The 26,583-nt window shown below is 68.1% G+C and carries 23 protein-coding genes and 6 pseudogenes; 8 read left to right on the top strand and 21 right to left on the bottom strand.

Annotation, left to right across the window (positions count from 1 at the left end):
- The first annotated feature begins 364 nt into the window (after nt 1–364).
- Nucleotides 365–1,216, top strand: a pseudogene (locus ACFWJX_RS22300) (IS5 family transposase).
- A gap of 28 nt (nt 1,217–1,244) precedes the next feature.
- Here the strand turns inward: ACFWJX_RS22300 and ACFWJX_RS22295 are convergent.
- The 4 genes from ACFWJX_RS22295 to ACFWJX_RS22280 form a co-directional block, all read right to left on the bottom strand.
- On the bottom strand, nt 1,245–1,793 hold the full coding sequence (locus tag ACFWJX_RS22295; RefSeq protein WP_383245861.1) for a transposase: 549 nt from the start codon (nt 1,791–1,793) through the stop codon (nt 1,245–1,247).
- Entirely contained in the window at nt 1,790–2,329 is a 540-nt protein-coding gene (locus ACFWJX_RS22290) for a winged helix-turn-helix domain-containing protein (protein WP_383245858.1), read from the bottom strand. Before ACFWJX_RS22290 ends, ACFWJX_RS22295 begins: the two co-directional genes overlap by 4 nt.
- 70 nt (nt 2,330–2,399) lie before the next feature.
- The gene (locus ACFWJX_RS22285; protein WP_383245856.1) at nt 2,400–2,672 is read right to left on the bottom strand and encodes a hypothetical protein; all 273 of its coding nucleotides are present in this window, start codon (nt 2,670–2,672) and stop codon (nt 2,400–2,402) included.
- 1,917 nt (nt 2,673–4,589) lie between these two features.
- Nucleotides 4,590–5,231 (bottom strand): TetR family transcriptional regulator, encoded by a 642-nt coding sequence (locus tag ACFWJX_RS22280; RefSeq protein ID WP_383245854.1) that lies wholly within the window; start codon nt 5,229–5,231, stop codon nt 4,590–4,592.
- Between the two features lie 149 nt (nt 5,232–5,380).
- Between ACFWJX_RS22280 and ACFWJX_RS22275 the strand changes: the two genes are divergently transcribed.
- Together ACFWJX_RS22275 and ACFWJX_RS22270 are read left to right on the top strand one after the other, a co-directional pair.
- A complete protein-coding gene (locus ACFWJX_RS22275) occupies nt 5,381–6,415 on the top strand; it encodes an MsnO8 family LLM class oxidoreductase (RefSeq protein WP_383245852.1) in 1,035 nt (344 codons plus the stop codon).
- Between the two features lie 88 nt (nt 6,416–6,503).
- Nucleotides 6,504–7,220 carry an NADPH-dependent F420 reductase gene (locus ACFWJX_RS22270; RefSeq protein WP_383245850.1) on the top strand — a complete coding sequence of 239 codons (717 nt, stop codon included), beginning with the start codon at nt 6,504–6,506 and terminating at the stop codon, nt 7,218–7,220.
- A gap of 134 nt (nt 7,221–7,354) precedes the next feature.
- On the opposite strand, the gene ACFWJX_RS22265 is transcribed toward ACFWJX_RS22270, so the two are convergent.
- The 3 genes from ACFWJX_RS22265 to ACFWJX_RS22255 all read right to left on the bottom strand — a co-directional run bounded on the left by ACFWJX_RS22265 (nt 7,355) and on the right by ACFWJX_RS22255 (nt 10,515).
- Entirely contained in the window at nt 7,355–8,563 is a 1,209-nt protein-coding gene (locus ACFWJX_RS22265; RefSeq protein ID WP_383245847.1) for a hypothetical protein, read from the bottom strand.
- A gap of 1,079 nt (nt 8,564–9,642) precedes the next feature.
- Nucleotides 9,643–9,954 (bottom strand): helix-turn-helix domain-containing protein, encoded by a 312-nt coding sequence (locus tag ACFWJX_RS22260; protein WP_383245846.1) that lies wholly within the window; start codon nt 9,952–9,954, stop codon nt 9,643–9,645.
- A gap of 288 nt (nt 9,955–10,242) precedes the next feature.
- Nucleotides 10,243–10,515 carry a YrhB domain-containing protein gene (locus tag ACFWJX_RS22255; protein WP_383245843.1) on the bottom strand — a complete coding sequence of 91 codons (273 nt, stop codon included), beginning with the start codon at nt 10,513–10,515 and terminating at the stop codon, nt 10,243–10,245.
- Nucleotides 10,516–10,573: 58 nt separating this feature from the next.
- Between ACFWJX_RS22255 and ACFWJX_RS22250 the strand changes: the two are divergent.
- A pseudogene (locus ACFWJX_RS22250) lies at nt 10,574–11,256 on the top strand (transposase).
- A gap of 85 nt (nt 11,257–11,341) precedes the next feature.
- On the opposite strand, the pseudogene ACFWJX_RS22245 reads toward ACFWJX_RS22250, so the two are convergent.
- Nucleotides 11,342–11,443 (bottom strand): annotated as a pseudogene (locus ACFWJX_RS22245) (IS5/IS1182 family transposase); the annotation flags it as partial.
- Between the two features lie 24 nt (nt 11,444–11,467).
- Entirely contained in the window at nt 11,468–12,445 is a 978-nt protein-coding gene (locus ACFWJX_RS22240) for a zinc-binding dehydrogenase (RefSeq protein WP_383245840.1), read from the bottom strand.
- Nucleotides 12,446–12,854: 409 nt separating this feature from the next.
- Between ACFWJX_RS22240 and ACFWJX_RS22235 the strand changes: the two genes are divergently transcribed.
- The gene (locus ACFWJX_RS22235; RefSeq protein ID WP_383245838.1) at nt 12,855–13,151 is read left to right on the top strand and encodes a hypothetical protein; all 297 of its coding nucleotides are present in this window, start codon (nt 12,855–12,857) and stop codon (nt 13,149–13,151) included.
- A gap of 36 nt (nt 13,152–13,187) precedes the next feature.
- On the opposite strand, the gene ACFWJX_RS22230 is transcribed toward ACFWJX_RS22235, so the two are convergent.
- Nucleotides 13,188–13,565, bottom strand: a complete 378-nt coding sequence (locus ACFWJX_RS22230; protein WP_383245836.1) for an STAS domain-containing protein — start codon at nt 13,563–13,565, stop codon at nt 13,188–13,190.
- Nucleotides 13,566–13,675: 110 nt separating this feature from the next.
- Between ACFWJX_RS22230 and ACFWJX_RS22225 the strand changes: the two are divergent.
- Both ACFWJX_RS22225 and ACFWJX_RS22220 read left to right on the top strand, forming a co-directional pair.
- Nucleotides 13,676–14,341 (top strand): annotated as a pseudogene (locus ACFWJX_RS22225) (transposase); the annotation flags it as partial.
- A 264-nt stretch (nt 14,342–14,605) separates the two neighbouring features.
- Nucleotides 14,606–15,466, top strand: a complete 861-nt coding sequence (locus tag ACFWJX_RS22220; RefSeq protein WP_383245833.1) for an SGNH/GDSL hydrolase family protein — start codon at nt 14,606–14,608, stop codon at nt 15,464–15,466.
- Nucleotides 15,467–15,689: 223 nt separating this feature from the next.
- Here the strand turns inward: ACFWJX_RS22220 and ACFWJX_RS22215 are convergent, their stop codons facing one another.
- Nucleotides 15,690–16,199, bottom strand: a complete 510-nt coding sequence (locus ACFWJX_RS22215; RefSeq protein ID WP_383245830.1) for a methyltransferase family protein — start codon at nt 16,197–16,199, stop codon at nt 15,690–15,692.
- A 119-nt stretch (nt 16,200–16,318) separates the two neighbouring features.
- Here ACFWJX_RS22215 and ACFWJX_RS22210 point away from each other — a divergent pair, with 119 nt between their 5' ends.
- A complete protein-coding gene (locus ACFWJX_RS22210) occupies nt 16,319–16,846 on the top strand; it encodes a GNAT family N-acetyltransferase (RefSeq protein WP_383245828.1) in 528 nt (175 codons plus the stop codon).
- 14 nt (nt 16,847–16,860) lie between these two features.
- Here the strand turns inward: ACFWJX_RS22210 and ACFWJX_RS22205 are convergent, their stop codons facing one another.
- The 10 genes and pseudogenes from ACFWJX_RS22205 to dmpG form a co-directional block, all read right to left on the bottom strand.
- The gene (locus tag ACFWJX_RS22205; RefSeq protein ID WP_383245825.1) at nt 16,861–17,643 is read right to left on the bottom strand and encodes an SAM-dependent methyltransferase; all 783 of its coding nucleotides are present in this window, start codon (nt 17,641–17,643) and stop codon (nt 16,861–16,863) included.
- Between the two features lie 35 nt (nt 17,644–17,678).
- On the bottom strand, nt 17,679–17,903 hold the full coding sequence (locus ACFWJX_RS22200) for a hypothetical protein (RefSeq protein WP_383245822.1): 225 nt from the start codon (nt 17,901–17,903) through the stop codon (nt 17,679–17,681).
- Between the two features lie 624 nt (nt 17,904–18,527).
- Nucleotides 18,528–19,816, bottom strand: a pseudogene (locus tag ACFWJX_RS22195) (IS256 family transposase).
- 368 nt (nt 19,817–20,184) lie between these two features.
- Nucleotides 20,185–21,153: a hypothetical protein gene (locus ACFWJX_RS22190; RefSeq protein ID WP_383245819.1), complete on the bottom strand. Its 969-nt coding sequence runs from the start codon at nt 21,151–21,153 to the stop codon at nt 20,185–20,187.
- Nucleotides 21,154–21,790: 637 nt separating this feature from the next.
- Nucleotides 21,791–22,960: an enhanced intracellular survival protein Eis gene (gene eis, locus ACFWJX_RS22185; RefSeq protein WP_383245816.1), complete on the bottom strand. Its 1,170-nt coding sequence runs from the start codon at nt 22,958–22,960 to the stop codon at nt 21,791–21,793.
- Nucleotides 22,961–22,969: 9 nt separating this feature from the next.
- Nucleotides 22,970–23,500 (bottom strand): MaoC family dehydratase, encoded by a 531-nt coding sequence (locus ACFWJX_RS22180; protein ID WP_383245813.1) that lies wholly within the window; start codon nt 23,498–23,500, stop codon nt 22,970–22,972.
- Complete coding sequence (locus tag ACFWJX_RS22175) at nt 23,497–24,339, bottom strand: HpcH/HpaI aldolase/citrate lyase family protein (protein ID WP_383245810.1); 843 nt, start codon at nt 24,337–24,339, stop codon at nt 23,497–23,499. The genes ACFWJX_RS22180 and ACFWJX_RS22175 overlap by 4 nt, the downstream gene beginning before the upstream one ends.
- A gap of 8 nt (nt 24,340–24,347) precedes the next feature.
- Entirely contained in the window at nt 24,348–24,578 is a 231-nt protein-coding gene (locus ACFWJX_RS22170; protein ID WP_383245809.1) for an acyl carrier protein, read from the bottom strand.
- A 24-nt stretch (nt 24,579–24,602) separates the two neighbouring features.
- A pseudogene (locus ACFWJX_RS22165) lies at nt 24,603–25,558 on the bottom strand (beta-ketoacyl-ACP synthase 3).
- Entirely contained in the window at nt 25,555–26,580 is a 1,026-nt protein-coding gene (dmpG, locus tag ACFWJX_RS22160) for a 4-hydroxy-2-oxovalerate aldolase (RefSeq protein WP_383245806.1), read from the bottom strand. The pseudogene ACFWJX_RS22165 and the gene dmpG overlap by 4 nt, the downstream one beginning before the upstream one ends.
- Nucleotides 26,581–26,583 lie beyond the last annotated feature (3 nt).

Raw genomic sequence — 26,583 nt, 5'->3', positions numbered from 1 at the left:
TAGATGGCCGACGCGCGACTCCCCCGGGGATGGACTCTTCAGCAGATCCGCGATGTATCCGGGGACCGAGACGCTGTCGCCCTGAATCCCGATCGACCAGTGAAGTGGGTCAGCATCAGCGAGGCCCACGAGATGCTAAGCGCAGAGATCGTTCTCGGATTCCACAGCCTGTGCCTTGTGAAGCTTGAGGATGACGGCGACTGGTACATGGGCAACCTCTACGACGACGGCAGCATCGACTGTTGGACCGCCTACGGCGACCTGTACGAGGCGCTACGCGGCCTGTAAGAGAGAATCTGATCTCCGTAGTTGGTGTTCTGGGATGTTTTTGTGACTGGGGTCGTTGGCGATCGTTGGATGAGGCGTGAGTGTTCGTCGTCCATACCGCAGTGACGTGTCCGACGCCCGCTGGGCTTTGACCGAACCGGTCTTCACCGCATGGCGGGCGAGACGGACACGGCCCCGGCACAGCGGCCCGGGTGCACGAACTGCGAGAGATCGTCAACGCGATCCTCTATGTCAACCGCACCGGCATCCCGTGGGAGTACCTGCCGCACGACTTCCCGCCCAACAACACCGTCTACGACTACTACGCGAAGTGGGAAACCGACGGCACCACCCAGCAGGCCCACGACCTGTTACGCGATAAGACCCCCCGATCACACGGCCGCCGTGCGGATCCCACGGCGGCCTGGCCGACGCGCAGAGCGTGAAGACCTCGGCAAACGTCGCCGAGACCAGCCAGGGCATTGACGCCGGCAAGAAGATCAAAGGCCGCAAGCGGCACCTGATCACGGACACGCTCGGTCTGGTGCTGGCTGTCCTCGTCACTGCCGCGAACGTTCACGACACCACCGGTGGCAAGCTCCTGCTCGACGACCTGGCCGCGGCACATCCCAGCGTGTCCAAGGTCTGGGCGGACGGCGGCTACCAGAACAGCATCTTCAACCACGGCGCCCGGTTGGGCTTCGATGTCGAGATGGTTCAGCGGCCGCGCACGAAGGGATTCGAGCCGCTGCCGAAGCGGTGGATGATCGACCGAACCTTCGGCTGGCTGATGCAGCACCGCCGCCTGGCGCGGGACTACGAAGCCCTCCCGCAGAGGTCGAGGGCGGTGATCCACTGGGCGATGGCTAACAAAATGTCCCGCGAACTGACCGGAGAATCCGTACCAACCTGGCGAATCGAAACGGACATCCCACTCACATCCTCGTGAACACTGATCAGATGCTCTCTCAGAGGTCTTACTGACCTTTCCGTTGAGTTGTCGTGTTGAGTGAGAGGCCGGCTTCGGCGAGGCAACCGTCGATGAGGTGGGGTTGCCGCTGGATCTGGCGTAGACCGCTGCGGACCGATGCGACGAGGTGGTCGCGGTCGGTGAAGACGACGTTGGCGGTAGTGCTGCGCCGGAGTAACGACCAGATGCCCTCGACCGGATTCAGGTCGGGCGCATAGCTGGGCAGTTGGACGATGGTGAGCCAGTCGTGCTCTGCCGCGTACTCACGTAATCGACTGTAGCGGTGCACATTCAGGTTGTCCCAGATCACCACGACGGGACCGCCGAGCTGAAGGTGAGCCCGCACGAGAAGGTCTCGGTAGTCCTGCCAGGTGAAGCCACGGTGGGCACCTCGGTGATGGCCCTGGATGCGAGGACGGTAGATCAGCCGGCTGCGTTCGCCGGCCTTGAAGCACACCAGTGCGGCCATCGAGATGCGGCCACGGGAAGCGCCATTGAACCGAACCACGGGCGTGCTCGCTCTGGGTGCCCAGGTGCGTGCGCGGTGCGACGTCATCGAGACAGTGGCCTCGTCCTCGAAGACCAGCCATGCCCCGAGCGCCGCCGCGGTGGCTTTGCCCGGGGCCAGGACTCCTTCACCCAGCCGGCCACCGCCGCATCGTCCCGCTCGACCGCCCGCCGGGCAGGCTGCTGACACGACCAGCCCTGCCGCCGCAGCAACTCCCACACTCCGCGGATCGACAACGACATCCCCCACTGGTCCCCGATCAGCACCCGCACCCGCGAGAGCGTCCACCGCTCATCCGCCCAGCCTCGAGCCACCGCGCCATCCAGCAACAGTGTCTCAAGCACGGCGAAGTCACTGTCGCCGACCTTCGGCCGCTTGGCCGGCCCCGACGGGCGCAGGGCCTGTCGCCCTCCCTCGCGCCAGGACCGGCGCCACCGTTGCACCGACCGGACGCTGACCCGCAGTTCTTCCGCAATCACCGTGTTCTTCTCGCCCCGCGCAAAACCACCGACGGCCAGCATGCGCGCCCGCTCCCGTGCGGCCTGGCCCTGCGGCGTGAGACCACCGCCCTGGGGATATCTCATGGCCACGGCGTACCGCAGGGATCTAGCAATGTCAGCCCCGACAACTCAACGGAAAGGTCAGTAGGAACTCTTAGGCGGCGTTGATGGCGGCGCCGGGGAGGCTGGGGAGCTCGATGTAGTCGATCAGGGACCAGTTGGTGGTGTGGCGCTTGATCATGGCCTGCTGGTTGGCCTGGGTATTGTCGCCGGGGCCGGTGCCCGGGGACAGGTTGGCGCGGTGGGCCCGTTGATGGCCGAGGTCTGCTCGCTCTTTGGTGTCCGCAGCCGCGGTACCCGCGGCAGCCAGCGTCAGGGCGGTGGCCGCCAGGGCGAGCACGGCGGAGCGGGTGAGCGTCTTGTCCATGAATGATCCTGCCTTCGCAGATTGGTGCTGACGGTGGTGGGCCAGCACCCGGTAAGGAGCCGGGCACGGCTTGGCGGAAAGCGCCTACAACGCCTCGGGGGTGGCCCCGCCGCCGAGGAGCCCGGAGTACGGACCGAGCCCCACGTCTGAGCCGACGTAGTCGAGGAGTGCCCAGTTGCTGGTGTGGGCCTTGTCCATGAGCTGCCCGTTGATCTGGGCGTTGTCCGAGGGGACGGTGGCCGGGGACAGGATCGGCGCGAGGGGGCCGCTGAGGGCGGAGGTCTACTCGCTCTTGTTGGTGTCGGCCGCGGCAGTGCCGGCAGCCGAAGTGGCGAGGACGGCGGTCACCAGCACGGTGGCGGCGTGGGCATGAATGCTCCGTTCGGGGAGGGACAGGCGGAAAAACTGCGGTGTGCGATACCAGGGCCACCGGGCCAAGCACGCCCGGCAGCCTGGGCCGGCCGGTGCGCGAGGAAGGAAGTCCTCGCCACCGGCGAGGGGTGAAGGGCGATCTGCTCGCAGTCGCGTGGCAGTGAGGTCCGGCTACTCTTCCGGGGCACATCCGTGCAACCTGAAATTTGCCGTGAAGTTGGTCGGCTCGTTCCTGTGAATGGCGATGTCGGCTACGTGCCGCAGTGCTGTCTGGTATGCCTTGACGTTTCCTGGTTCCTTCTGGCATGTGCGGACGGTGACGGTGGTGGAGTGGAGGGTGCCGGGGGTGATGCCGAGGTAGCGGGCGGCCGCTGCGCGGGAGCCTCCGCGGGTCATCTGTCATCTGAAGGAGGCGGATGGCCGCGTCACGGCGCAGTTGTCTTGCAGGCCCGTTCAGCGCGTCCAGTGGCCTGGCCCATGCGTCCGGCAGGAATGATGGGATGTCCTTGGGGTCGAGCAGGCCCTGGTGCGTTGCAGGCTGCGGAAAGAGGGCGGACGGTCCGACGGTTCCGTGGCGCAGGCGGGTGCTTTCGTCGACGGCAGCGTTCATTTCGAGACCAAGCTGCCCTGCGTCGCTGGGCTCTTCAGTTCTTCGCCGATGATGGGGAGCCGCTCAAGTCATGACACCGGCATGGTTTGCCGTTCCTCCAGGTTGGAGGCACCGGCCGTCTTCTGCTCGCGGTAGTGCCTTGAGCGTGTCACGGGCCGCGGGGACACCGGTCGGGGGCAACTCGATCTCGAACGCGTGGCCGGTGGGCCGCCCGGAGCCGGTTGCGACAAGGGTTGCGCCATGTGTTGCGACAGAGGGTCGCGCCTACGGTTGCGGGACCCGATGGACCGTCCTCGTGTCCGGGCCTGTCACCACGCTGTTTCGGTGTGGTCGGCTCGCTGACATCCCTGTTGCGGCCGCTTTCGCCCATGTCCTGGCTGGAGTTGAGGAGTGGGAGGGCGCGGGATGGGCGGCGCGGGCTGCCGGGGATCGGGGCGCGCTCTCCGGTGTTGCGCGTCGGCGGGGCCGCCGCGCCCGTGCCGCCGTCAGTGCGGCGGTGACGTCAGTCGGGGGACGTCGGCAGGGGAGAGGTCGGGGCGGGCAGCTGGTACCAGGTACGTATTCCAAGGCTGCGCTATTCGTACGCCCGCGGGCTCGTGCTCCGGTTGGTGATGGTCGGCCCCAAGATCCGAGGGACGGGATCAAATGAGCATCGTGTCCCCCGTAGTCGACTCCTTCCAGCGCCGACTACGGGCGGGTGGTCGGCGCAGGATCGGCCAACCCGCTGTGGCTGCTAAGGAGCACGCGGCGGGCCGGGCCGGGGTTTTCAATGGTCGTAGACGGCGATGAGGCGGCCGACGACGCCGCCATTGCGCAGGCGTTCCCCGCCGACCGCCGCAGCGCCACCGCCCGGAGGGCAGCACGCGGTGACGGCGGGGCGATCGGCCCGCGCCGGGTTCAAGGGAGTGGCCGTCGGGCGTCGGTGCCCGGTGCGGCTATCCGGGTGTGTCGCCCGTCTCGTGCAGGCACCCCATCGCCTGGTCCGCGAGGTCGGACAGGGACGCGGTCCCGCCGGTGGCGATCCAGGCGTCGGTGGCCGCGTCCAGGCAGGCGATCGCCGCAGCAGTGAGTGCGTTCGCCCGCATGTCGGTGACCGGGTCGGGGCCGCCGAGCCGGCGGGCAACCTCCGGGGCGATCATGCTCTGCCAGCCCTGGGTCTTCTCCCAGTGCCGTGTCATCAGCACGCACGCCTGGCTGAGCAGCCGCATCATGTCCGCGGGCGCTCCGGGCCTGCCGGGCCCGGCCTCGGTGATCACGTCGAAGGCGCGGCGTAGCGCATACCAGGGACTTTCCCCAGCGGGGCGGGCGGCGAGGGCGTCGGCGACCTGGCGTCCGTACTCACCCACCCGGCCGAGCACCACTTCCTCCTTGGTGCCGAAGTACCGGAAGAACGTGGTGCGCGACAGGCCGGCCGCGGCGGCGATCTGTTCCACGGTCGTGTTCTCGAAGCCCTGCTCGACAAAAAGCCGGAAGGCGACGTCGCTGACCTCCGCGCGCATCGCGGCACGCGTCCGCTCACGCAGCGAGGCGCGTTTGGGTGGCGAGGGGATGGAGGAAGTCTTCGCTGGATCGGCCATGCCATGAGTGTACATAGGCCCGAAGTGGAACGGAGTGCCAGTTTGGGTTACCATTGCATTTATCGACTCCGTGCCCCATGCGGAATCGGCACTCCCCTCGCCCCGAGATGTCAGCCCTTACGCGGGGCGGTAGCAAGGAACGGCAGACCGTGAAGCTCTCCCTCGTCGAACTGGCCACCGTCGCCCCCGGCGCCGACAAGCCCCAGGCCCTGAACGACGCCCTCGACGCCGCCCGGCAGGCCGAAGACCTCGGCTACCACCGCATCTGGTACGCCGAGCACCACGACACCGCCGGCTTCGCCGCCCAGGCCCCGGAAATCCTCATCGCCCTGGCCGCCCGCGCCACCTCACGCATCCGGGTCGGCTCCGGCGCGGTGCTCCTCAACCACTACAGCCCCTACAAGGTCGCCGAGACCTTTCTGCAGCTCGAAGCCCTCGCCCCTGGCCGCATCGACCTCGGTCTCGGCCGCGCCACCGCCGGCCCCCTGATCGACCTCGCCCTGCGCCGCGACCGCCACACCCCGCCCGCCGACGACTACGACCAGCAGATCGAGGAGGTCCTCGCCCACCTCGGCCTGCGCCCCGCCGAAGGCAGCGCCTTCGCCCGGCTGGACCCGCCCGCCGGCATCCCCACCCGCCCCCAGGTGTGGATCCTGGGCTCCTCCGGCACCAGCGCCCAGACGGCTGCGGAACTCGGCCTCGGATACGCTTTCGCGGGCTTCACCAACCCCGACGCCGCCCCCCGCGCCCTGCTCCGCCACGGCGCCTACGCGCACGCGGTTACCGGGCCCGCCGACCGGCGCGCGCTCCTGGCCGTCAGCGCCGTGGTCGCCGACACCGATGCCGAGGCCCGGCGGCTTAGCTGGATCCGGACCGCGCTGCTGGCCCGCACAGTCCGCACCGGCACCTCCGCCCTGGTGCCCACCGTCGAGGAAGCCGCGGCCGAGCTCAGCGATGCCGAGAAGAACGCGCCCACCGTCATCACCGACGGACGCTGGCCCCGTCAGATCGCCGGCAGCCCCGCCACCGTCCGCGACCAAATCGAGCAGATGACCAAGGCCACCGGCGTCGACGAAGTCATGGTCCAGGACATGATCGCCGACCCCCAGACCCGCATCCACTCCCGGACCCTGCTCGCCCAGGCCCTCGGCGTAACCCCCGAACCCACCACCCCCACGGCCTGACCCACACCACGGCCGGCAACCACACCCACCACCGCACGCGCCCGGACCTACCCCGGGGCATCCCATTCACGAAAGAAGGCGAACAGCAATGACGACGCTGGGCATCATCGGAAGCGGCAACATCGGCAGTGCCGTCGCACGGCTGGCCGTCGCCGCGGACATCGACGTGATGATCGCCAACTCACGCGGCCCGCAGACCCTGACAGAGCTCGTTGAGGAACTCGGGCCGCGCGCCACCGCCGGCACCGTCGAACAGGCCGCCCGGGCCGGGGAGACGACCCTGCTCAGCATCCCGCTCACCGCGTACGCCCACCTGCCCGCCGGACTGCTGCGCGACCGCATCGTGCTCGACACCGGCAACTACTACCCCCACCGCGACGGCCGCATCGCCGAACTCGACTCCGAGGACCTGACCACCAGCGAACTCGCCCAGCAGTGGCTGCCCGGCGCCCTGCTGGTGAAAGCCTTCAACAACATCCTCGCCCACCACATCCCCCAGCTCGCCCGGCCCGACGCAGCCCCCGACCGCACCGCCCTGCCCATCGCCGGCGACGACCCCGCCGCCAAGGCCCAGGCAGCACAGCTCATCCACCGCCTCGGCTACGACACCGTCGACGCCGGAACCCTCGCCGAAAGCTGGCGCTTCGAACCCGAATCCGGCGCCTACACCCCCATCTACCTCGCCGACCCCAACACAGCACCCGAGAACATGCTCCAAGCCCCCGCCGCACCCCTGCCCGCCGACACACTGCGCAGCACGCTGCAGACCAGCAAGCGGGCGAAGATAGCCGAGCGCACCTTCTAAAAGGTCTTGCAACCCGCTCGATCTCTCACAATCGGAACCTGCGCGTGAGCAAGATCGACCACGGGCCCTCGGCAGCCTCCCCCGTCTGACCGGCCGCACGCCGACGATGTCCAACGGCAGGCCAGCGGCACCAATCAACCCTGACCTTTCGGCAGTCGTTCGCCTTTGAAGTATCGACCTCCTCCAGGGCGAGCCGCGAGGTAGATGTTCCAGTCGCGGGCGGCTCGACGGTTCCATCGGAGAGCTGCGCTGATGCTGATGCCGAGAGTGTCGCTGAGTACGGAGGCGGGCAGGTCGGCGGCCAGAGCGAGCAGGGCGGTGTTGCGGCTGGGGTGCGCGGGTAAGCCGTGGAGACGCATCTTGCGCGCGAGGGTGGCCGCTGAGGTGTGCGTCCCGGCGGCGTAGCCGGGCAATAGCCAGCCGGCGCGTGGCGTGATTCGGCCTACTGCCGAGTGCTGTATGCCGTGTTCGGCTCGGCGCTGCAGGAGCTGGCGGTCGGCCGGAGGTAGCGTGACGGGGTACTCGCCGATGCGCAGTTGGGGCGTGCTGCCGGCGCCGATGTCGGAGTGCGTGAGAGCTGCGATCCGTGTGATCGGCATCCCGTAGAGCAGCGTCAGGGTGCCGGTGGCGCGTACTTCCAGGGGGAGCGTGTCGTCGTGGAGGCAGCGTTGAAGGTGTGTCCAGTGCTCGGTTTTGGTCCACCAGCGGTGGGGCTCGTCCCGCTGCCGGTCGGGGATTTCGTGGTTCTCTGTGAGGCGGCGTTGGTGGGCCCAGCGTAGGAAGAGCCGGGTGTGCCGGCGTTCCCGTCCCTCGGAGAGCCACCTGTCGATGTCGTCCTGGGCCAAGTCCCCCAACGGGATGTCGTGCTCGTCGAGCCAGGTGAGAAAAGCTGCAGTGGAACGGACGGCGTTGCGTACGGACGCCGCGCTGTTGGGTGTGAAGCGGCCCTGGGCCGCCCGTCGCCGGGCCTGTCGCAGGAGGGACCATTCGGCGTAGATGCGCAGGGTGCGGCGGTGCTGGGCGGGCAGCGGCGCCAGCGTGCGATCCAACCAGGGCTGCAGGGCGGCCAGGGGCTCGTTTCGATGGGGGAGGACACCGAGGTGGACGAGGGTGGCCCTCAACAACGCCGGCCCTTGCCCCGGCCCGGCGGAGTCGTGAGTGAGTGGGAGATCGTCGTGGACCAGGCGCCGCAGACAGTCGGCTCCTCCGCGGGGCTTCTCCAGCCAGACCAGAATGGAACGCGCCCTGGGGGCACGCAGCAGAATTTCGATCAGCGGGCCGATTCCGGATGGGACCTCGCCGTGACTGTTTAGGAACTCGGTTGCCAGGCGGTCGCGCAGCACGCAGCGGGAGCAGCGCGCACCGCGGTCGGTCTCCCGGCCTGAACCGCAGGTCGAACACAGGTAGGCGTTGGAGGCGCCACAGCACACGCCGCACGTGCCCCGGCCGTCCGGACCTGGCCCGGTCAACGGCCGGGTGCGGCCGCAGGTCGCGCACGGCCGTGGGTGTGAGCGAACGTAGGCGTAGCAGGAAGGGCACACGCCGCCCGAGGGCCAACGTGCCCGGCGTCGCTTGTGCTGTCCGCACCGCGCGCAGGGCACGACAGGCGCAGCCTTGCAGGAGCTGCAGCGCGGGGTACCCGCCCGAAGACCCGTGCAGGGCCGCAGCCTGCGGCACTCGATGCACACGGCCATGGGTTCCTTGGCACACGATCGGTACAGGTCAGGGGCGCCATTGCGTGCCCTGACATGGATGTCGGTTGTTCTGCCGCACAGCCCGCACTCGCGCGGCACACGGTGTGCGCGGTAGCAGCAGTCACACAACGGCCCGGTCTCGAGCCGTCGTGCCACTGGGCCCGCTCGTCCGCAGGAACTGCAAATGTCGGGCGGGCGTTGCGCACAGGCCGCGCAGACAGCGGACCCGTCCGGCAGACGTCGGTTCACCCGCGCTCGACGATCGCAGACACGGCACTGCTCATGCCGCGAAGGGTCCGCAGCGAAGCAGCTACCGCACAAGGGCCCCTGTGACGCCACAATGGCCACGACGCGCTCCAGACCGCAACGGGAGCAGACCCGCATCCGGCCCGCGGAAGCACAGCTCGAACACACACGACCCCGCGGACCTCGCTCTGGCAACGGGCGCTGCTGACCGCAACCGCTACACGCCGGGACCGTCACGGGATGCCCGGCTGCATACAGGTGTCGCAGGAGCCGGTGCACGGAAGGCGGGACATCCGCGTCACCCGAGACCACGACGTCCGGACGAGCACGCAGGTGATCATCCAACCGGTGCAGACCCACGTGGTGGTGGGCGTTGACAGCGACCAGTGCCAGCTCGGCTTCCTCCGCAGCGAGATCCGGCAGTGCCCGGCACAGATACGCGATGACGCAGGCACGGACCACGGCCGGCGGCTGCGGACGGCTCATGGCGCTTCTGGACGCCGGATAGTGCTGCGTCGTACGGGTGGTGGCGGCGCCGGCGAGCCCTCGGCAGTCTTGCGGACCTGCGTGTTCGCGACCCGCACTTCGATCAAATCGTTGGGGGCGCAGCCGAGGATGTCGCACAGCGCCGCGAACGTGTCCATGGACAGTCGCTGGGGCGGTTGCGTCACCAGGCGATAGACCTGCTCGCGGGACAGGTGGATGCCGCGTTCGGCGAGCAGCGGCCGGAGGTCGGTAGTCTGGAACAGCCCCTGCGCAGCCATGCGTAGCCGCAGATGCCAGGTGATTCCCATCGAACCGCCCTCCCCGGGGGAGGGCCTGAGCGATACCAATGAGGTAGGCGCCGCGCGCCTGCTCTTGCCGCACGCGCCAGCGAAGGCGAAGCCACAAGGCCAGTGGCCCGGTGGCAAGGCTTCCGACCAGGCCTAGAGTTATGAAGTCCATACTAGGTAGAGGGCTTTGAGACGGTGAGCGTGAACTGCTCCCGCAGATTGCAAGACGACATCTCCCGGAAATAGGCAAGTCGGACGTGCCCCGCTAAGGCTTGTCCCGTAAGTGCAGTCGCGGGCAGCTGCAGCGCCTCAGGTGCGTGGGTTCTCCCAAAGGTGCCGCTCGTCCAGGGTCCCGAACCGTACGTCTCCACGTTCTAGGTCAACGAGGATGGGCCAGCAGTCCAACAGCTGCTGTCTCACATCGCGCGAGGCGAGGTACTGCACGGAGTTATAGGGCACGATCAAGAGCCCGTTGCTCTCGCGGACGCGCTCTGCGTCGATGGCAAGGGGCGGCTCATCGTCGCGCTGACTTCGTGCGAGGAACGCCACCGCTACTTTCAGGGCTTCGTCCTGTTCCAGCATCCGTCTCCAGTCCATCGGCGCGACGAAGGCACCCTAACCGTCCTGGGATGATCTTCATATGGCTGGTGTGATCACGGCGTCTGAGCCGTCCTGGATAGCCCCGTTCACCGGGCTGAGCCCGCGCTGCTTCGGGAAGTTGGTGACCGCGTTGCGCCGCGAGGGTGCGGACGCGGCGCGACGGAGTCGGCCCTGGGGACTTCCTCTGGAGGACCGGGTACTGCTCGTCGCGGCGTACTGGCGCACGAACTGACGATGCGCCAACTCGCCCTGTTCGGCATTTCGAAGTCCGCCGCGGACCGCATCATCGACCAGCTTGGTCCGCTCCTGGCCCTGCAGCCCAGACGGCGCTTCGCGAAGGACACCGTGCTCATCGTGGACGGCACCCTGGTGCCCACCCGCGATCACACCATCGCCGAGCAGTCGAAGAACTACAGGTACTCCACCAACCACCAGGTCGTCATCGACGCTAATACCCGTCTCGTCGTCGTGGTCGGACAGCCTCTGCCCGGGGCTATTCCGGCACCGGACTCGTCATGCCCCACCGCCGCCGGGCCGGCGAGGAACTCCGACTGGAAGCAAGACCACAACCGCTCGCACAAGCAGGTCCGAGCCCGCGTCGAGCACGTCTTCGCCCGCATGAAGACCTGGAAGATTCTCCGAGACTGCCGGCTGAAGGGCGACGGCGTGCACCACGCCATGCTCGGCATCGCCCGCCTGCACAACCTCAACCTCGCCGCGTAGAGCGGCAGTCCGCATCGTGCCCGGCAATGCCCACCTCGACTCGAAGATCATTTACGGGACAAGCCTTAGGAGTTGTCTTCAAATGTCACGCCCACATCAGCAGCGATGCGAGGGTGACGGCTGCCTGGTAGGACTCGGCGGTCTTGTCGTAGCGGGTAGCGATGCCGCGCCACTGCTTCAGGCGGTTGTGACTGGATCATGTGAGGTCCGTCTACGGAACCAGGACAACCTTGCCCGTCGTCGCCCTGGATTCGAGGGCGGCGTGGGCTTCCGCTGCCTCGGAGAGGGGAAACGACTGTACGGAGGGCACAAGCCTGCCCTCGCCGCCCGCCGCCAGCGCCATTGCCTCGAACTTCGGCCCTTCGTCGAGCCGGTCAAGCAGAAGCGCCAGGGCGTCGATCACCGTAATTCCGCGCGCTGTCAGCGTCTCGGGGTCCGGCTCGAAGTCCTGCTGGGAGGCATTGCCGATCGTGATGTACCGACCGCCGTCGGCGATGAGCTCGAACGCCGCCCTCGCCTGGGCTCCGCCCACCCCGTCGAGCACCACCGTGACAGCGCGACCACCCAACTGCTCGGTGACTCTCTTCTCCCAGGAGAACTCGTTGTAGTCGACGGCAGTGTCCGCGCCGAGTTCGCTCACGGCCCCCACTTTGGCGGGACCGCCTGCCGCGCCGATCACCTTCGCACCAAGGCTGTGCGCGTACTGCACCACCAAGCGGCCGACTCCGCCTGCCGCTGACGTCACCAGAACAACGTCGTCCGGGGTGAGCCCGGCGACATCCAGAAGTTGCAGGGCCGTGGTTCCGGTGACGATCATGGCAACGGCCGCCTCGTACCCCAGTCCGTCGGGAACCCGGTGCACCGATTCCAGATCGGTGACCGCCAGTTCCGCATAGCCGCCGGGCGTGGCTGCGGAGGTCACGACATCTCGTCCGATCCACGCCGGGTCCACCCCCGCGCCCACCAGGTCCACGGTTCCCGCCACCTCGCCGCCGAAGATCGACGGAAGCTCGGGCCGTGGCGGCAAGGACTCGCTGACCAGGCCCGATCGGATCATTGTTTCGACCATGTGCACGCCCGCCGCCCGGACGGTGATGCGTACCTGTCCCGGGCCGGGCACGGGGTCGACGACGGTTTCGTACCGCAGGTTCTCCGCAGGCCCGAAGGTGTGCAAAACGACCGCACGCATGTTGTCCTCCCAAAGGTCGTGTTCAACTCGCCCTGCTGAGCCTGCAACCCCAACCGCACTTGATGTCAATGTGCTTCTTCACCTTGGTCACTGATCGAGGGACGGGCGGAGGGGCGTAGCCGAAGGTCCTCCCGGCACCCCGGCCCGCCGAGAACCAGCACACCAACATCTGGCAGGTTCAGTGTTTCCGGGCTGCCCCACTCGTCGCAGAATGGCCAGCCTGTGCATGATGGCCAGGCCGGGCCGGGTCGAGCAGGCCCGGCGAGCGTGCCGTGGGCCGCCTGAATGCCGCCCCCCTCACACGGCGATGGCATGTGAGGGTTTCTTGGCCCAGCGGTGACGTTGACGATGCGATACCGGGGCAGATGAACCCGGCACGGTCCGTACGGGTGTCCGGCAGGAGGAGCCAGTGGCCGGTCATGAGGTCTATGCCGTCAGCGCATTGTCAGTGGTGGCCGCGGTACTGTTCGCGCGCTGGTGCCTGACGGGTCGAAGGAGCAAGCCGCGCACTGCTGCGGTAGCCCGCTGGATGGCGCTGAGGGATGTCCGGCGCACTGGCTCCACCGCGGCTCAGGCCAAGCCACGTCTGCCGGCGGACGCGCCATGCGCTCAGCGGGCGGTGCAGGAGGCCGAAGACCTGGTGCACGGCTACTGGCGCCGGCTCAGTCCCCTCTACCTGTCCCAGCGCGACCACCATCAGCACTGATCCGGTCGGGCAGCGGATGGCCGGTGCGGGGATCGGTCAGTCGCTGAGTGCTTGGCGGAGGGTTTCACGGCAGTCGATCACTGCGTCGACGCCGACGATCTGCAGGGTGCGCATCACGGCTTCGCCGGGTGCGGCCAGACGTATCCAGCCGTCGGCCTCGGTGAGGGTGCGGTGGGCGGCGACGAAGATGTTGATGCCGGTGGAGTCCATGAAGGTGACCCGGCTCAGATCGACCACGATGCGGGGGCGGAGGATGCCGGAGGTGTCCAGGGCCTGGCGGAGCGCCTGGCCGGTGTCATGGTCGATCTCCCCCGCCAGGGTCAGCACGCGGATGCCGTCAGTGGCGGTGGAGACGACCGACAGCTGACCCGGCTGCGCGGCTTGTCCGGTGTCCGCCATCTCTCCCTCAGCCATGTCGGTGATACTGGCACAGCTGGACCTTCACCAGGCAGTGCTGCCCTGCACAGCCCGGGTAATGCCTTCCTATCGAGGGCGTAAAGCGTGTACCACGCATGCGCGGGTACGCGCGGGGGTGTGAGCGTGGCCGGCCGTGGCGGTTGTCCTTGGAGGACCGGGTGTTGCTGGTGGCGACGTACTGGCGCACGAATCTCACGTTGCGGCAGGTGGCGCCGTTGTTCGGGGTGTCGAAGTCCGCGGCCGACAGAATCCTGGACCACCTGGCGCCTCTGCTGGCGATCTCGCCTGCCCAGCGGCCGCGCAAGGACACCGTCCACATCGTCGACGGCACTCTGGTGCCCACCCGCGACCGCAGCGTCGCGGCCTCGAGCAAGAACTACCGGTACTCGACCAGCCTCCAAGTGGTCATCGACGCCCACAGCCGCCTGGTGGTGGCAATCGGCCTGCCACTGCCCGGAAGCCGCAACGACTGCCGGGCCTTCACCGAGCCCGGCGTCGACCGGACCTGCCGTGGAACCCCCACCATCACCGACGGCGGATATCAGGGCACCGGCCTGCTCATCCCGCACCGCAAACGGCGAGGCCACACACACCTCAGCCCACAGCAGGAAGCGGAGAACGCCGTCCACCGCCGGGCGAGAGCCCGGGTGGAACACGGCCTGTCGGGGCTGAAGAACTGGAAGATCCTGCGCGACTGCCGGCTCAAGGGCAACGGCGTTCACCAAGCCATGCTCGGCATCGCCCGGCTCCAAAACCTGGCCCTCACTGGATAACGCACGTCCCATACGGGACAACCTCTAGCCTCCGGGCCCGGCAATCCCGCCACGGGCGCCTGGGCTCGCGACGCCACCTTTTATCCGGGAGCCTGCGTTCGGCCGTGGGGGTCGCCCACCGTTTCGCGATGACTGCGCTGGAATGCGAACGCGGGTGCTGTCATCAGCGGCCGCAACTTCCACCGGAAGCCGCGGACCGCGTGCGGCGGCACGCCTGCTGGGACATGCTCAGAGCAAAGACGCACGTCCCGAATGGAGGCGTTCTTGAAGAAAACCCGGCGCGTAGCTCTGGCCATCGTCCTGTCCGCCGGTGCCGTATTGGCCACGGCACCCGTCACGGCCGCGGACGAACCATTGCGGTACGTCGCGCTCGGCGATTCCTTCGCGGCCGCACCACTGGTGCCGCCCTTCGACCCGGCCCATCCGGCGTGTCTGCGCTCCCTGGCCGGCTATCCGCACATCGCGGCCAAGGCCCTTGATGCCGAGCTCACCGACGTCAGCTGCTCCGCCGCCACCGTCGACCATCTGAACACCACGCAGCACCCAGGGGCCGCACCCCAGTTCGACGCACTCACACCCGACACCGACATTGTCAGCATCACCATCGGCGGCAACGACGCCAACCTCTTCAGCGAAGCGCTGGCTTGCGTCAACATCCTGCCCCCGCCCCACGGCACCAGCTGCGCGGAAGAGAACACCGCAGGCGGCACCGACAAGGTCAGGGCCCGCATCGACGCCTGGGCCCCGGCCCTCACCGCCGCCCTGGAAGAAATCGCCCGGCGGGCGCCGCACGCCAAGGTCTTCGTCGTCGGCTACGGAAACTACCTCCGCACCGACGGCTGCTATCCCACCCAGCCCTTCTGGAAGCAGGACGCCAACTACATCCAAGGTGCGGTCAACCACCTCAGCGCCGTGCTCAAGCAGGTGGCCGAAGAGCGCGGCGCCCGCTTCGTCGACACCTACGCCCTGGGCACCGGGCATGACATCTGCACCGCCCCCGCCGACCGCTACATCGAGGGCATCGTCCCCACGCGTGCCGCCGCGCCCTTGCATCCGAACGCCCTGGGAGCTCGGGCCATCGGCGATGCCCTCTCCGCGGCCGTCCGCGCGACGTCGGCAGGGTGACGAGCGCCGCCTGGGGCAGCCACCGACGCCCTCGCCAACCCCCACGACATCAACGCCTGGCACGGCGCGAAGACGAACGCCGCGAACACTGCGAGGAAGAACGCCGCAACCAGCAACAGCAGCAAACGAGGTGGGAGGGCCTCCCGGATCTGCGGGCGTCCGCTACGAGAAACGTCCCGCCTGCCGACGGCTGGCACGGCCCCAACTGCCGCACCGATCTCTATCACCAGACGCCTGGAATGAGGCGATGGGTCGTAGCGGCGTACTGCATGTATGCGGAGCCGAGGTGGCGCGTGAGTACGGTCTCCTCAGTATGGATGCGGTACAGGATGGCGCCCAGCGTAGTGCCGGTTAGCAGCAGCCAGGCGGGCCCGTCGTTGAGTACGAGGGCGGCGCCGGCTACGGCGAGCAGTCCGCCGGTGTAGGAGGGATGGCGTACGTAGCGGTAGGGACCGGTTCGGATGACCGGCTGGCCGGGGCGGATGTCGATGGTTGCCCGGAAGTAGGTACCCAGGGTGCGTACTGAGTACCAGCGCAAGGTGAGAGCGGCCCACACCGCGGGCAGAGCGACGGCCGCCGCCGTCGTGCGGTCGGCAGCCAGGGGCATGGTCGGCGCCCGCCAGGCGAGGATGAGGGCGCCAACCTGGCTGAGCGTGGTGGCGCCCAGCAGAACGACAGTGCTGCGCCGCTCCGACACCGAAGGCGCGCTGCCGTCACCGCGTCGTCTGATCATCCACGCGGCCTCTACCGCGTACCACGTGGCGCAGGTCAGCCCGGCAGTGACCCAGACACCGACCCGCCAACCGTTCATCGTTGCGACGTTCCCGTACAGGACGCCGTTACGGTCTGGATATGGGTGAGAAGGTGAACTGCAGGCCGCTGAGTGAGAACGACTTGTACCTGCTGGACCGGCTGGCCCGGGACCCTGAGTTCCTCGGTCCGTACGCGTGGACAGGCTTCCGGAGCGGCCTGCGCGAACTCTGGGCGCAAACGGGGCTGCAGAGCGACGACCTCACCGTGCTGGCTGTGATCGAGCAGGACGAGCCGGTGGGGCTGGCCACCTGGCGCAAGGTGGCCTACAACAACACCTCTCATGCCTGGAACCTGGGGCTCTGCATCCTCCCGGAAATGCGCCGCAAGCGATGCGCTGTGCGGGCGAACTGGTGGCTCGTCGATTACCTGTTTGCGCACACCCAGGCGAATCGGCTGGAGTGGCATGTCGACATCGACAACGCCCCTGTGCGTGCTGGCCTTGAAAAGGCCGGCTTCGTGTGCGAAGGGGTGGCGCGCGGCGCCGCGTTCCGCGACGGCACCTGGCGGGATATCTGCCTGTACGGCCTGCTGCGCAAGGACTACTTCGGACTGCCCGCGCCCACGTGAGGCCCGTCGGCTGCCTACCCGCATGCTGCGCGCAGCCGAGCCGCCACCTCGGGGTCCACAGGGCGGGCAGGCAGCGGCGGCACCACCAACGTGGAACTGGCCGACATCTGCACATCGGACAGCTTGGCAAGCGGCACCGGGCTGATCCGCGGCGGTGTCACCACGTACGGGGACGCCTCGTACACCGTCACCTGGTGATCACCGCCGTAGGACGCCGTCAGCCGCTCTGCTAGCAGCGCCGCGCCGGGGCGATGGTCGAAGTCCGGGTCGCGGTCACGCATACCGATGACGCCGACCTGCCACAGCACCAGCAGGCTGGCCGGATCGAAAACCCGTCGGCGCAGGAGAAAGTCGCTCGCCTCGAAGCTTTGGCACCCGCAGGTCCCAGGATCCAGTCCCAGATCGGCGAAAAGCCAGTCCTCCGCCGAGGAACCCGCGAGCATTCGCGCGGGCACCCCCTGAAGCCTGGCCCGGCGCACGGCCTCATGCCCGACATAGGCGAACACCCCTGGGTGCCCGTACAGCGCGCAGCACACCAACTGGTCCCGGTGCACCTCGGCCAGGATGTCCTGGACCATCTCTTCGTAGGACTCAGGGCGTGGCTTACCGGGTGCGTAGAAGCCATCGAGGGTGCGCACCGACGGGTTCAACCGCTCCAGAAAGCCGGTGACCATCGGGTCACCGATCAGGCACAACACCAAATCCGCCTGCTCGATGCACGCCTTCGCCTCCAGCGTCAGATCGCCGATAGCCCGGTACCCAGTACCGACGACAACGAGTTCCGCCCTACTGGCCACCGGGCCACCGACCCTTCCTCAACTAGTGCCCTTGCTTAAGCCAGCGCGTACAGGACGAGGGCGGCGGACCCTTCCTTCGTCTTGCTGTGATCCGCCAGCATCGACCGCACCTGCTGCACCTGGCCTGACAACACTGCCTGGCGCTCCTGTTCCGACAGCCGCGTATGGGCCAAGTACCGCTCCGGTGACTGACGGAACGTGCGCTGCCTGGCGACATCCGTCGCCAGGTCCTCCATGAACTCGACGATCGCAGCAGACATGAGACCTCCTCGTGTCACGAAATACGGCACACTCAACACTGGATGCCGCCCGAGCAACACGCCACCGCAGCACACTTCTGGGCCTCCAATTCCCCCAGATGGCAGATGCTGCCTCCGCTCTCACGTCCGCTCCTGTGAGCGGGGGCACTCAACTGGCGAGCGCAGAGAAGAGCTTTCTCGACAACCGACAGCCGCGCCCAGGCCGTACCGGCTGCTCGACGTCGCCCGCGCTACACGACGCCGTAGCCGCGGGCCTCGATCCGTCCCGCATGCGAGACACCGACCCGGCCGCCGCGGCCGCGATCGACTACGGCCTGTCCCAGCGCCCCTGATCGCCGTCTCCGGCCACAGCAGCGGCGTCGCGGAGTTGATCACACGTCGCCTCGCCACGCCCGCTCACAGCGGCCTGGCCTCAATGAGCCCACCGTCCGCGCCGTGGTCCGCCAGGCCGTCCGCGACATCCGCACCGCACCACCCCCGCCGCCCGCCGATCCGCCGGCGGACCCGACCGTCGCCGCGCTGCGCCGCGTCAGAGCGCCGGTCCCGGCTGCTCCTGTATGGCACACAGCCCGTTTCCCCAGGTGGGCGGGGTCTGTCAAACGAGCGGTGTAACGGGGTTGACGGTTACTGACGGGTTGTGGAAAGGCGGCCGTCGAAGGTGATGTAGAAGGCGTTCAGCGCGGCCTTCCAGCGCATGGTCCAGCGAGCCTGGCCCTTGCCCGTGGGGTCGAGCGACATGATCGCCATGTAGACGCGCTTCAACGCGGCCTGCTCGTTCGGGAAGTGCCCGCGGGCCTTGACCGCCCGGCGGATACGGACGTTGACCGGCTCGATCGCGTTCGTCGTGCAGACGATGCGACGGATCTCGGTGTCGAACCGCAGGTATGGAGTGAACTCCTCCCAGGCGTTCTCCCACAGCTTCACGATCGCCGGGTATTTCCTGCCTCAGGCGTCGGCGAACTCGGCGAACCTGTCCAGGGTGGCCTCCTGGGTCGGCGCCGTATAGACGGGCTTCAAAAGCTTGGCGATCTTGTCCCAGTCCGGGCGGCATAGCGGAAGGAGTTCCGCAGCAGGTGCACCACGCAGGTCTGCACGATCGTCTTTGGCCAGACCGTCTCGACCGCCTCGGGCAGGCCCTTGAGCCCGTCGCAGACCAGCATCAGCACGTCGTTCACGCCGCGGTTCTTGATCTCGGTGAGGATGTGCATCCAGTGCTTGGCGCCCTCACCGCCGTCGCCGGCCCACAGCCCGAGGATCTCCCGCCGGCCCTCAACGGTGACGGCCAGGGCCACGTAGATGGGACGGTTGGCGACGGCGCCGTCGCGGATCTTCACGTGGATCGCGTCGATGAAGACCACCGGATAGACGGCGTCGAGCGGCCGGTTCTGCCACTCGGCCATGCCGTCCAGGACCTTGTCGGTGATCGTGGAGATCGTCTGGCGGGATACGTCGGCTCCATAGACTTCCGCCAGGTGAGCCTGGACCTCACCGGTCGTCAAGCCCTTCGCAGCGAGCGAGATGACCATCTCGTCGACGCCGGTCAGGCGTTTCTGCCGCTTCTTGACGATCCTCGGCTCGAAGCTGCCTTCCCGGTCGCGGGGAACGGCTATCTCGACCGGGCCGACGTCGGTGAGCACGGTCTTGGCACGGGTGCCGTTGCGTGAGTTGTCGCCGTTCTTCCCGGCCGGATCATGCTTGCCATAGCCGAGATGGTCGGTGATCTCGCCCTCGAGAGCGGACTCCAGAAGCCGCTTGGTCAGCTGCTGGAGCAGCCCGCCCTCGCCGGTCAGCTGAAGGCCCTCGGCCTGAGCCCGGCCCACCAGCTCGTCGATCAGCTGGTCGTCCACAGACTTCGCTGGCGCCGCTTCAGACGGCTCGACGGACTCGGCCTCAGGCATGTTGTTGCTGGTCATCGATGCATCTTCCATGATCGGGAGTTACACCGAACGATTTACAGTCCCCTTCAGCCATTCGGTTGGGCGGCCGGCTGGGACTGTGTGCTGAGCTGGCGCTTGGTCAGGTGGAGTAGGCGTTGGCCAGCTGTGGTCAGTTTCCCCGGGTGGTGCTCAGGTTCGACGAGTCTTCCTCTGCATTGAGTGGTCTTGGTGGGGTGGTTGATCCATTACAGGGCGGTGTCCATGTCTCGTGGAGTCCAGTTTCGGAGCGGCTGCGGCTCGCCCCTGCGGCCACCGGTGTTGGTGTACCTCGAGGCCGCTGGCATCATTGTCAAGCCCGCCCGCGAGGTCGGCATCGCTCGCAAGGATCTGCTCCTAGCGTGGCGCTACTTGCCTCTGAGGTCGTCGATCCGACGCTGTTCCCACCAGTCCAGGATCATGTGGAGGCGCTTGACAGACGGTTCGATACGGCTCAGGGCTCGGTCCAGGTTGAGGAAGGGGACCATGAGGCCGGTGATTGACGAGGTCTTGGACTTCAACCCCTCTGCCTGCCTCGTCCAGGGCGCCAGGTGTTTGGCTGTGTCGCCGAGGCCGGTGAGCATGTGGGCCATGTCGTCATCCGGGGGTGCCGCGTCCGTTTCACTGGAACTCCTGGAGTCGAGGAGTTGTTGGGCGAAAGCGACGGCCGTGGAGACAGCCTGGACTCGCTTCGCAGCGTGGTCGTGGAACCGGCGGGCCATCGATGTGAGATCGATGTCGACGCCTTCGGTCAGGCGGCCGCGAAGCTGTTGTGGCGTCACGATGGGGGCGGGGTCCGACGACGCCATGGTCCAGGCGATCGGTTTGTGCCGGCTGAAGAGTTCGTCCGCCAGCACCCGGTAGGCCAGTACGAGGTCTGAGATGAGGTCCGGTTCCAGGGTGTCACGGTGGTAGGCCGCGTTGCGGTATTCGTGCAGCCGGTCGAGTACATCGCGTTCGTGGTCTGTCAGCACGTCCCTTTGCTTCAGAAACTTGGTCTTCTGGTCCAGATGGTTGTCCATCTTTGCCCGTCGGTCCGGGCCTACATGCTGGTGGATCAGCTGACTCAGACGCCCATCGAGTTGCCCCCCGCTGTCACGGAATTCCCGCATCTCCTCGATGGTGCTGTCGGGGAGCTGGAAGGCCAGTTGGGCGTTGACCTCGCGGCTGATGATCACCTCGACAAGATGGTCGAGGAGGATGAGGGCAAGGCGGTCGTGTGCTTGGTCGCCTGCCTCGGCGCATCGACGGATCTCGGCTATCTCGACCGCGAGCCAGTTCCACTGTTCGAGGTTCTGTGAGGCCGGACGATCCCAGTCGGAAGCGAATGGCTGCATGAGAGGCATGACTCCACACTTTCACTCTTCCGGGCGACCACCAGGTGGGTGGGGCAGCCCCACGGCGCGAGGCGGTTGGTGCGGCGTCGCCCGAGGCCCGCACCAGCAACCTTCTGCGCCCGCTGAGCCGTCCGGAGACTCCGCACGGCGCTGGAACACGGCATCGACTCGGATGGAATTCATTGGACACCCCGGCGCACCTCCTCCAAGGCGTCGTGCGCGCTCGCACTCCGGCACCGTGCACGATCCCGGTGATCGGCCCCCAGCTGCCGCCTGGCTGGCGGGGCAACTGATGTCATGAAACGGGGATTCTCACTGGTCACAGGCATGAAGTATCACAAGCAACAGGCGGCCTCGGCGGGTCTCACAGGGGGTGCGGCCACCGCTGCACGAGGCATTCGTTCGGGCCCACCGCATACGGGCCATGCTCACCGGACGGAAACCGCCCCGCGTGACTTACCACTCGCGTAGGAGCCTCAGCGGGTAGGGCTCGGGGACCTCCAGCAGGCCCCCACTGGCGCTGGCCGGCGCATGCACGCGCGCTCCGGCATTGGTGTGGCCCGAAGCCGAGTTCGTCCAGGCGGCGCGGTGTCACGCCCAGGGCCAGCGACGCGTCTGGAGTTGGTGGCCCCAATTTCTAGAAGTGGTCAGGCAGCCAGGGTTCGAGGTCTGCCGTGCTGCGCACGAGGGAAGCGAGAGCCCTGTCTGACACGGCACGGACCCCGGCCATGCGGGCCGAGGTGGCGGACCGGTAGCCACCGGCGTACCAGACCGCGAGCTGGCGCCGGGTGAAGGTGACCTGTCCTTCGGCATGGGTGGGTGTGATCTCGGCATTTCCAGCCTCCATCTGGAATATCCAGCGGTCCCAGGAGGTGCCGCTCTCGTTCTCGATCTCGATTGGTACAGCGGTGGTGAGGTCGGTGGGCCAGCCACGGAGCCGGACGGCCTCGGGGACGTCGAGGATGCGCAGCATCCAGGGGTGCCAGGACTCGGCGATGGGCCGGAAGCGGTGGAGGTTGTGCAGCAGGGTGGGGTAGGGCGGCAGGGCTCCGCGACGGAATTCGATGGTTTCGGCACGGGTGTTGTGGCGGCCGAGGAAGGCGAGCATGGCCGCGGCGGTCGGCTGAGTGGCGGCCCAGAAGTCGTGGACGACGAGGCTCATGCCGTGGCGCTCGCGCCGTCTGGTGGCCAGCGACAGGACTCCGGCTGTGGGGTGGCCGGGACTGTGGAAGCGGTAGGTGGTCAGGGCGCTCTTGTTCTCCTTCCAGGTGGACCACCAGGTGGGCCGGAGTACGGGGCCGTTCCACTGGCGGGCGAGGTTCCGCTGGAGCGCCTGGGCGTCTTCGGTCAGGCCGTGTTCGATCTCGAGATTCTCGCCGGTGAACGACCTCTTGAGGTCGTCAGTGGCGACGGTCCAGGCGAAGACCTGCACCGGGGCCTCCCAGCCGAGTCGGCGGGCGTAGCCGTTCGAGGATGTGGAGGTCGCGGAGATTACCGCACCCCGCTCGCGAAGGGGTCGCAGCCGCTCGGCCGTCATGCGAGCGGCCAGGTGTTGGCCGCGTTCCTCCGGGGCTACACAACCGGCGCCGAGGCAGGCGCTGGGTACCGGGGAGCCGCCGAAGAACTGGTCGACGACGAAGCCGAGGCCCCCGGCGACGACCTGGCCGTCGCGGATCGAGACCTGGAGGTCGGCGTGCTCGCGGAGGTCGGTGATGTCGCCGACCTGATGGCCGTAGCTGCGGGTGGCCAGCCTGTCGTACTGCTGCCATAGGGCTTCGTCGGCCGGGGCGAAGGTCAGTTCGCTCATGATCGCCTCCTAGTAGTTGGTGGCTTCCCGGACGGAGTCGAGGTCGGTGGGGACGAGGAAGGTCCGGGTGAAGGTCAGCACGCGTGTGTCCGTCTGGTTGTGGCCGCAGGTGCGGCACGTGACGATCCCGGTGCCGGGTCGGCTCTTGGCGAGTCTGCGGGAGACGACTTCCGTCTGCGCATACAGGGTGTCGCCGACAAAGACGGGAGCTTCGAACCGGACCTCGTCGAGGCCGAGGTTGGCGACGGTCATCCCGCTGGTGCTGCGGACGGTCATGCCTGCCACGAGGTTCAGCGTGACGCCGCCGCACACGAGGATGCGGCCCCATTCGGTCTGACTGCTGTAGTGGGCGTCGCTGTGGATGGGTGCCGGGTTGCCACTCAGTGCGGTGCCCAGCAGGTTGTCGAGCTCGGTGAGGGTTCGTCCTGGCCGGTGCTCGATGACCAGGCCGACGGGGAGCTCGTCATAGCCGAGGCCGACGTTCTCCCGGATGCGGCCCTGGGCGATGCGGCGGTATCCGTGCGGGAGGGCATCGTTCACGGAGTCCCGTCCACTTCGGCCAGGAGGGCCCGCGCGGCGGCGAAGAAGGGAGTGCCGATCATCTGTCCGTTCACGGACGTCACACCGTTGCCGCTCTTTACGCCGGCGGCGACGATCGCCCGCGCGTGGGCGATCTCGTCCCCGGAGGGGGTGAAGACCTCGTTGATGATGGTGGCCTGCCGGGGGTGGACGGCACCCTTGCCGTAGAAGCCGAGCTCCTTGGCCTTCTCAGCTTCGCGGCGCAGCGCATCGGGGGAATCGAGTTCGTAGACCGGCGCGTCGACGGCGGGGATTTTGGCCGCGGTCGCGGCGTTGATCAGGGCGGAGCGGGCGTAGACCAGAGCGTCCCAGCCCAGACCGCAGCGGACGGTCGCTGCGTAGTCAGCCGATCCGAAGACCACGCCGCCCAGCCGGGGTGCCCTCAGGATCGCCGGAAGCCTGTCGAAAGCTCGGGGGGTCTCGATCAGGGCCCAGATGTCGGGGGTGTAGCCCTCGTCGTCCAGGACGCCGGCCACGAGCTCGATGTCGCGGGCGGATTCGGTCTTGGGGACCAGGACGAGGTCGGGCTTGGCCGTGTAAGCGGCCATGGCCACGAGGTCCTTGGCCCCCTCCAGCGTCAGGGGCGAGTTCATGCGGACACCCAGCGTGCACGGGGCGCCGGGGCGCTCGAAGAACTGCTCCGCCGTGGTGCGGGCGAGCTGCTTGTCCTGCATGGCGACGGAGTCCTCGATGTCGACGAGGGCGACCCCGGCGCCGGAGCTGCGCGCGGCGGCGAACCGTTCGCGCCGCAGCCCCGGGGTGATGATCCATGCCCGTCCGCGGCTGCTGTTGGGTTCCATGAAGGTGCTCACCTTTCGTCGCGCTTGCGCTGGATGAGGAGGTCGAGCTGGTGAAGGGTGGAGGCGTTCTTGATCTCGGCTTCGTCGATGGCGATGCCATAGCGGTCGTTGAGCAGGACGGACAGCTCGACGATGGCGAGCGAGTCGAAGCCCGCGTTGTCGAGGCTCGCGTCCGGGGTCAGTCCGTTCGCGGGGAGCTTGAGGTCCTCGCGCAGGATGGCTGCGAGATCACCGGTCATCAGGAGTCCCTTTCGGTGGGCTGGTCAGCGGTTCAGGTCGGGCCAGATGACGGTGGTGGCGCCCCAGGTCAGCCCGGCGCCGAACGCAGTGAGCAGGAGGCGGTGGCCCGTTGTGATGCGGCCGTCGGTGGCGGCCTGCGCCAGGAGAAGGGGGATGGATGCGGCGCCGGTGTTCCCGACGTGCTCCACGTTGTGGAGCCGGCGGTCGTCGGGGATGCCGAGCCGGCGGGCGGTGAAGCCTGTGATCCGGGCGTTGGCCTGGTGTGGTACGAGGCGGTCGACGTCGTCCAGGGCCCAGCCGGCCGCGGCTGCGGCCTTGCGGGAGGCAGCGGACATGCGGTCGACGGCGTGACGGAAGACTTCCGCGCCTTCCATCCGCAAGGCGCCGGGGTGCCGGGCCCGGATCAGGTCGGAATGGCTGCCGTCGCTGCCGAGCAGTACCGGTCCAAGCGCCCCGCGTTCCGCCGCAGTGCCCCGCCGCAGGACTACGGCGCCTGCCCCGTCGCCGAACAGGGGGACGGTTGTTCGGTCGTCGGGGTCGGGGAGCGCGGCTAACCGGTCCACGCCGATGACCACGACCGCCTCCACCGTGGCGGCAGCGATGAGCCCGGCCGCCGTTGCCAGGGCGTAGAGGAAGCCGGTACAGCCCGCCGAGAGATCGAACGCCGCGATGCCACCCAGGCCGAGCTGAGCCGCCACGGCGGGGGCGGTGGCGGGGCAGCACCGATCGCCTGTACCGGTACGGATGAGGAGCGGGCCAGGGCTTTCCTCGCTGCTCGGACCGCCAGGTCCCCAGTGGTCAGGTCGGTGCCGGCGACGTGCCGCTGGGCGATGCCGGTCCGGGAGCGAATCCACTCGTGCGTCGTGTCCAGCCTTGCGGTGAGGTCGGCGTTGGTGACGACCGTCTCCGGCAGCGCTGCCCCGATACTGCACAGGACGGCGGCCCGCTCGTCCGGCCCGGCTGGGCCGTGCGCGCTCATGAGGCCCTTTTCCTCTGTCGGGCCACGTCGGCGATGAGGTCCTCCTGGCCCGCGACCACCTGCCGTTCGCCGAGCGCGAGGAACAGATCGAGCGGGTCGATGCCCTCACGCCGGGCGGCCTCCAGCACCGGTTTCTTGAAGCCGGAGAACACCCCGGCCAGGCCGCTGACGAGGCTGACCGAGTCGATGGCCGGCTGGGTCTCCATCAGCTGTGCTTCTGCGACGTCGGCTGCGTGCAGGACCTCGCGCAGCCCGATCCCGGTGTCGAGACCCTGGCGTTCCAGGAGGGCCACGAGGACTTCGAGCTGGGTGTTCCCGGCTCCGGCGCCGAAGCCCCGGGCGGTGGCGTCGATGATGCGGGCTCCGGCCTCGATCGCGGCGATGGAGTTTGCCACGGCCAGGGAGAGGTTGTTGTGGCCGTGGAAGATCACCGGCACGTCGACCGCCCCGGCGATGGCATGGATGCGCTCGATCACGTCGGCCGGGAGGTAGTGGCCGGCTGAGTCCATGATGCCCACAGCCTGTGCGCCGAACTTGGCTAGTTGGGCGCACTGATCGGCCAGCTGGCCGGGGCTTGCCATGTGGCTCATGAGCAGGACGCCCTGGGCCTCGGACCCGAGGTCGCGCACGATACCGAGGTGACGTTCTGTCACATCGGCCTCAGTGCAGTGGGCGGCGATCCGCACCACGTCCGCTCCATGGGCCACGGCGGCGCGCAGGTCGTCGGCGGTGCCCCAGCCGGGTGCCATGAAGACGCCCATCCGGGAGTGGGTGAGGGCTTCGCGGACGACCTTCAGCATGGAGGCGTCGGGGAGTTTCGCACGCCCGATCTGGAGGCTGCTGGCACCGAGGCCGTTGCCGTGGCCGACCTCGACCACTGGCACCCCGGCGGCGTTGGCCGCTTCGGCGTACGCGTGCAGTTGATCAGTGTCGAGCTGGTGGCCCACTGCATGGTGGCCGTCGCGCAGGGTGGGGTCGTGGATCAGCACCTGGGGCCGCCGGCCGCTGGTGGATACGTCCATGAG

Source organism: Streptomyces sp. NPDC058335, from assembly GCF_042723915.1.
In the GTDB taxonomy this organism is placed as follows: domain Bacteria; phylum Actinomycetota; class Actinomycetes; order Streptomycetales; family Streptomycetaceae; genus Streptomyces.
The sequence above is the reverse complement of the archived record's forward strand: the minus strand, read 5'-3'. Positions and strand labels throughout refer to the sequence as shown.

What these genes read in the sequence shown, in the direction of transcription:
- ACFWJX_RS22285 (WP_383245856.1), bottom strand. Translation starts at nt 2,672, where the DNA reads ATGGACAAGACGCTCACCCGCTCCGCCGTGCTCGCCCTGGCGGCCACC.
- ACFWJX_RS22290 (WP_383245858.1), bottom strand. Translation starts at nt 2,329, where the DNA reads ATGAGATATCCCCAGGGCGGTGGTCTCACGCCGCAGGGCCAGGCCGCA.
- ACFWJX_RS22190 (WP_383245819.1), bottom strand. Translation starts at nt 21,153, where the DNA reads ATGCAGCCATTCGCTTCCGACTGGGATCGTCCGGCCTCACAGAACCTC.
- ACFWJX_RS22270 (WP_383245850.1), top strand. Translation starts at nt 6,504, where the DNA reads ATGACGACGCTGGGCATCATCGGAAGCGGCAACATCGGCAGTGCCGTC.
- ACFWJX_RS22280 (WP_383245854.1), bottom strand. Translation starts at nt 5,231, where the DNA reads ATGGCCGATCCAGCGAAGACTTCCTCCATCCCCTCGCCACCCAAACGC.
- ACFWJX_RS22200 (WP_383245822.1), bottom strand. Translation starts at nt 17,903, where the DNA reads ATGTCTGCTGCGATCGTCGAGTTCATGGAGGACCTGGCGACGGATGTC.
- ACFWJX_RS22175 (WP_383245810.1), bottom strand. Translation starts at nt 24,339, where the DNA reads ATGGAACCCAACAGCAGCCGCGGACGGGCATGGATCATCACCCCGGGG.
- ACFWJX_RS22230 (WP_383245836.1), bottom strand. Translation starts at nt 13,565, where the DNA reads ATGGCTGAGGGAGAGATGGCGGACACCGGACAAGCCGCGCAGCCGGGT.
- ACFWJX_RS22260 (WP_383245846.1), bottom strand. Translation starts at nt 9,954, where the DNA reads ATGGGAATCACCTGGCATCTGCGGCTACGCATGGCTGCGCAGGGGCTG.
- ACFWJX_RS22210 (WP_383245828.1), top strand. Translation starts at nt 16,319, where the DNA reads ATGGGTGAGAAGGTGAACTGCAGGCCGCTGAGTGAGAACGACTTGTAC.
- ACFWJX_RS22170 (WP_383245809.1), bottom strand. Translation starts at nt 24,578, where the DNA reads ATGACCGGTGATCTCGCAGCCATCCTGCGCGAGGACCTCAAGCTCCCC.
- ACFWJX_RS22255 (WP_383245843.1), bottom strand. Translation starts at nt 10,515, where the DNA reads ATGCTGGAACAGGACGAAGCCCTGAAAGTAGCGGTGGCGTTCCTCGCA.
- ACFWJX_RS22215 (WP_383245830.1), bottom strand. Translation starts at nt 16,199, where the DNA reads ATGATCAGACGACGCGGTGACGGCAGCGCGCCTTCGGTGTCGGAGCGG.
- dmpG (WP_383245806.1), bottom strand. Translation starts at nt 26,580, where the DNA reads ATGGACGTATCCACCAGCGGCCGGCGGCCCCAGGTGCTGATCCACGAC.
- ACFWJX_RS22295 (WP_383245861.1), bottom strand. Translation starts at nt 1,793, where the DNA reads ATGACGTCGCACCGCGCACGCACCTGGGCACCCAGAGCGAGCACGCCC.
- eis (WP_383245816.1), bottom strand. Translation starts at nt 22,960, where the DNA reads ATGAGCGAACTGACCTTCGCCCCGGCCGACGAAGCCCTATGGCAGCAG.
- ACFWJX_RS22240 (WP_383245840.1), bottom strand. Translation starts at nt 12,445, where the DNA reads ATGCGTGCGGTCGTTTTGCACACCTTCGGGCCTGCGGAGAACCTGCGG.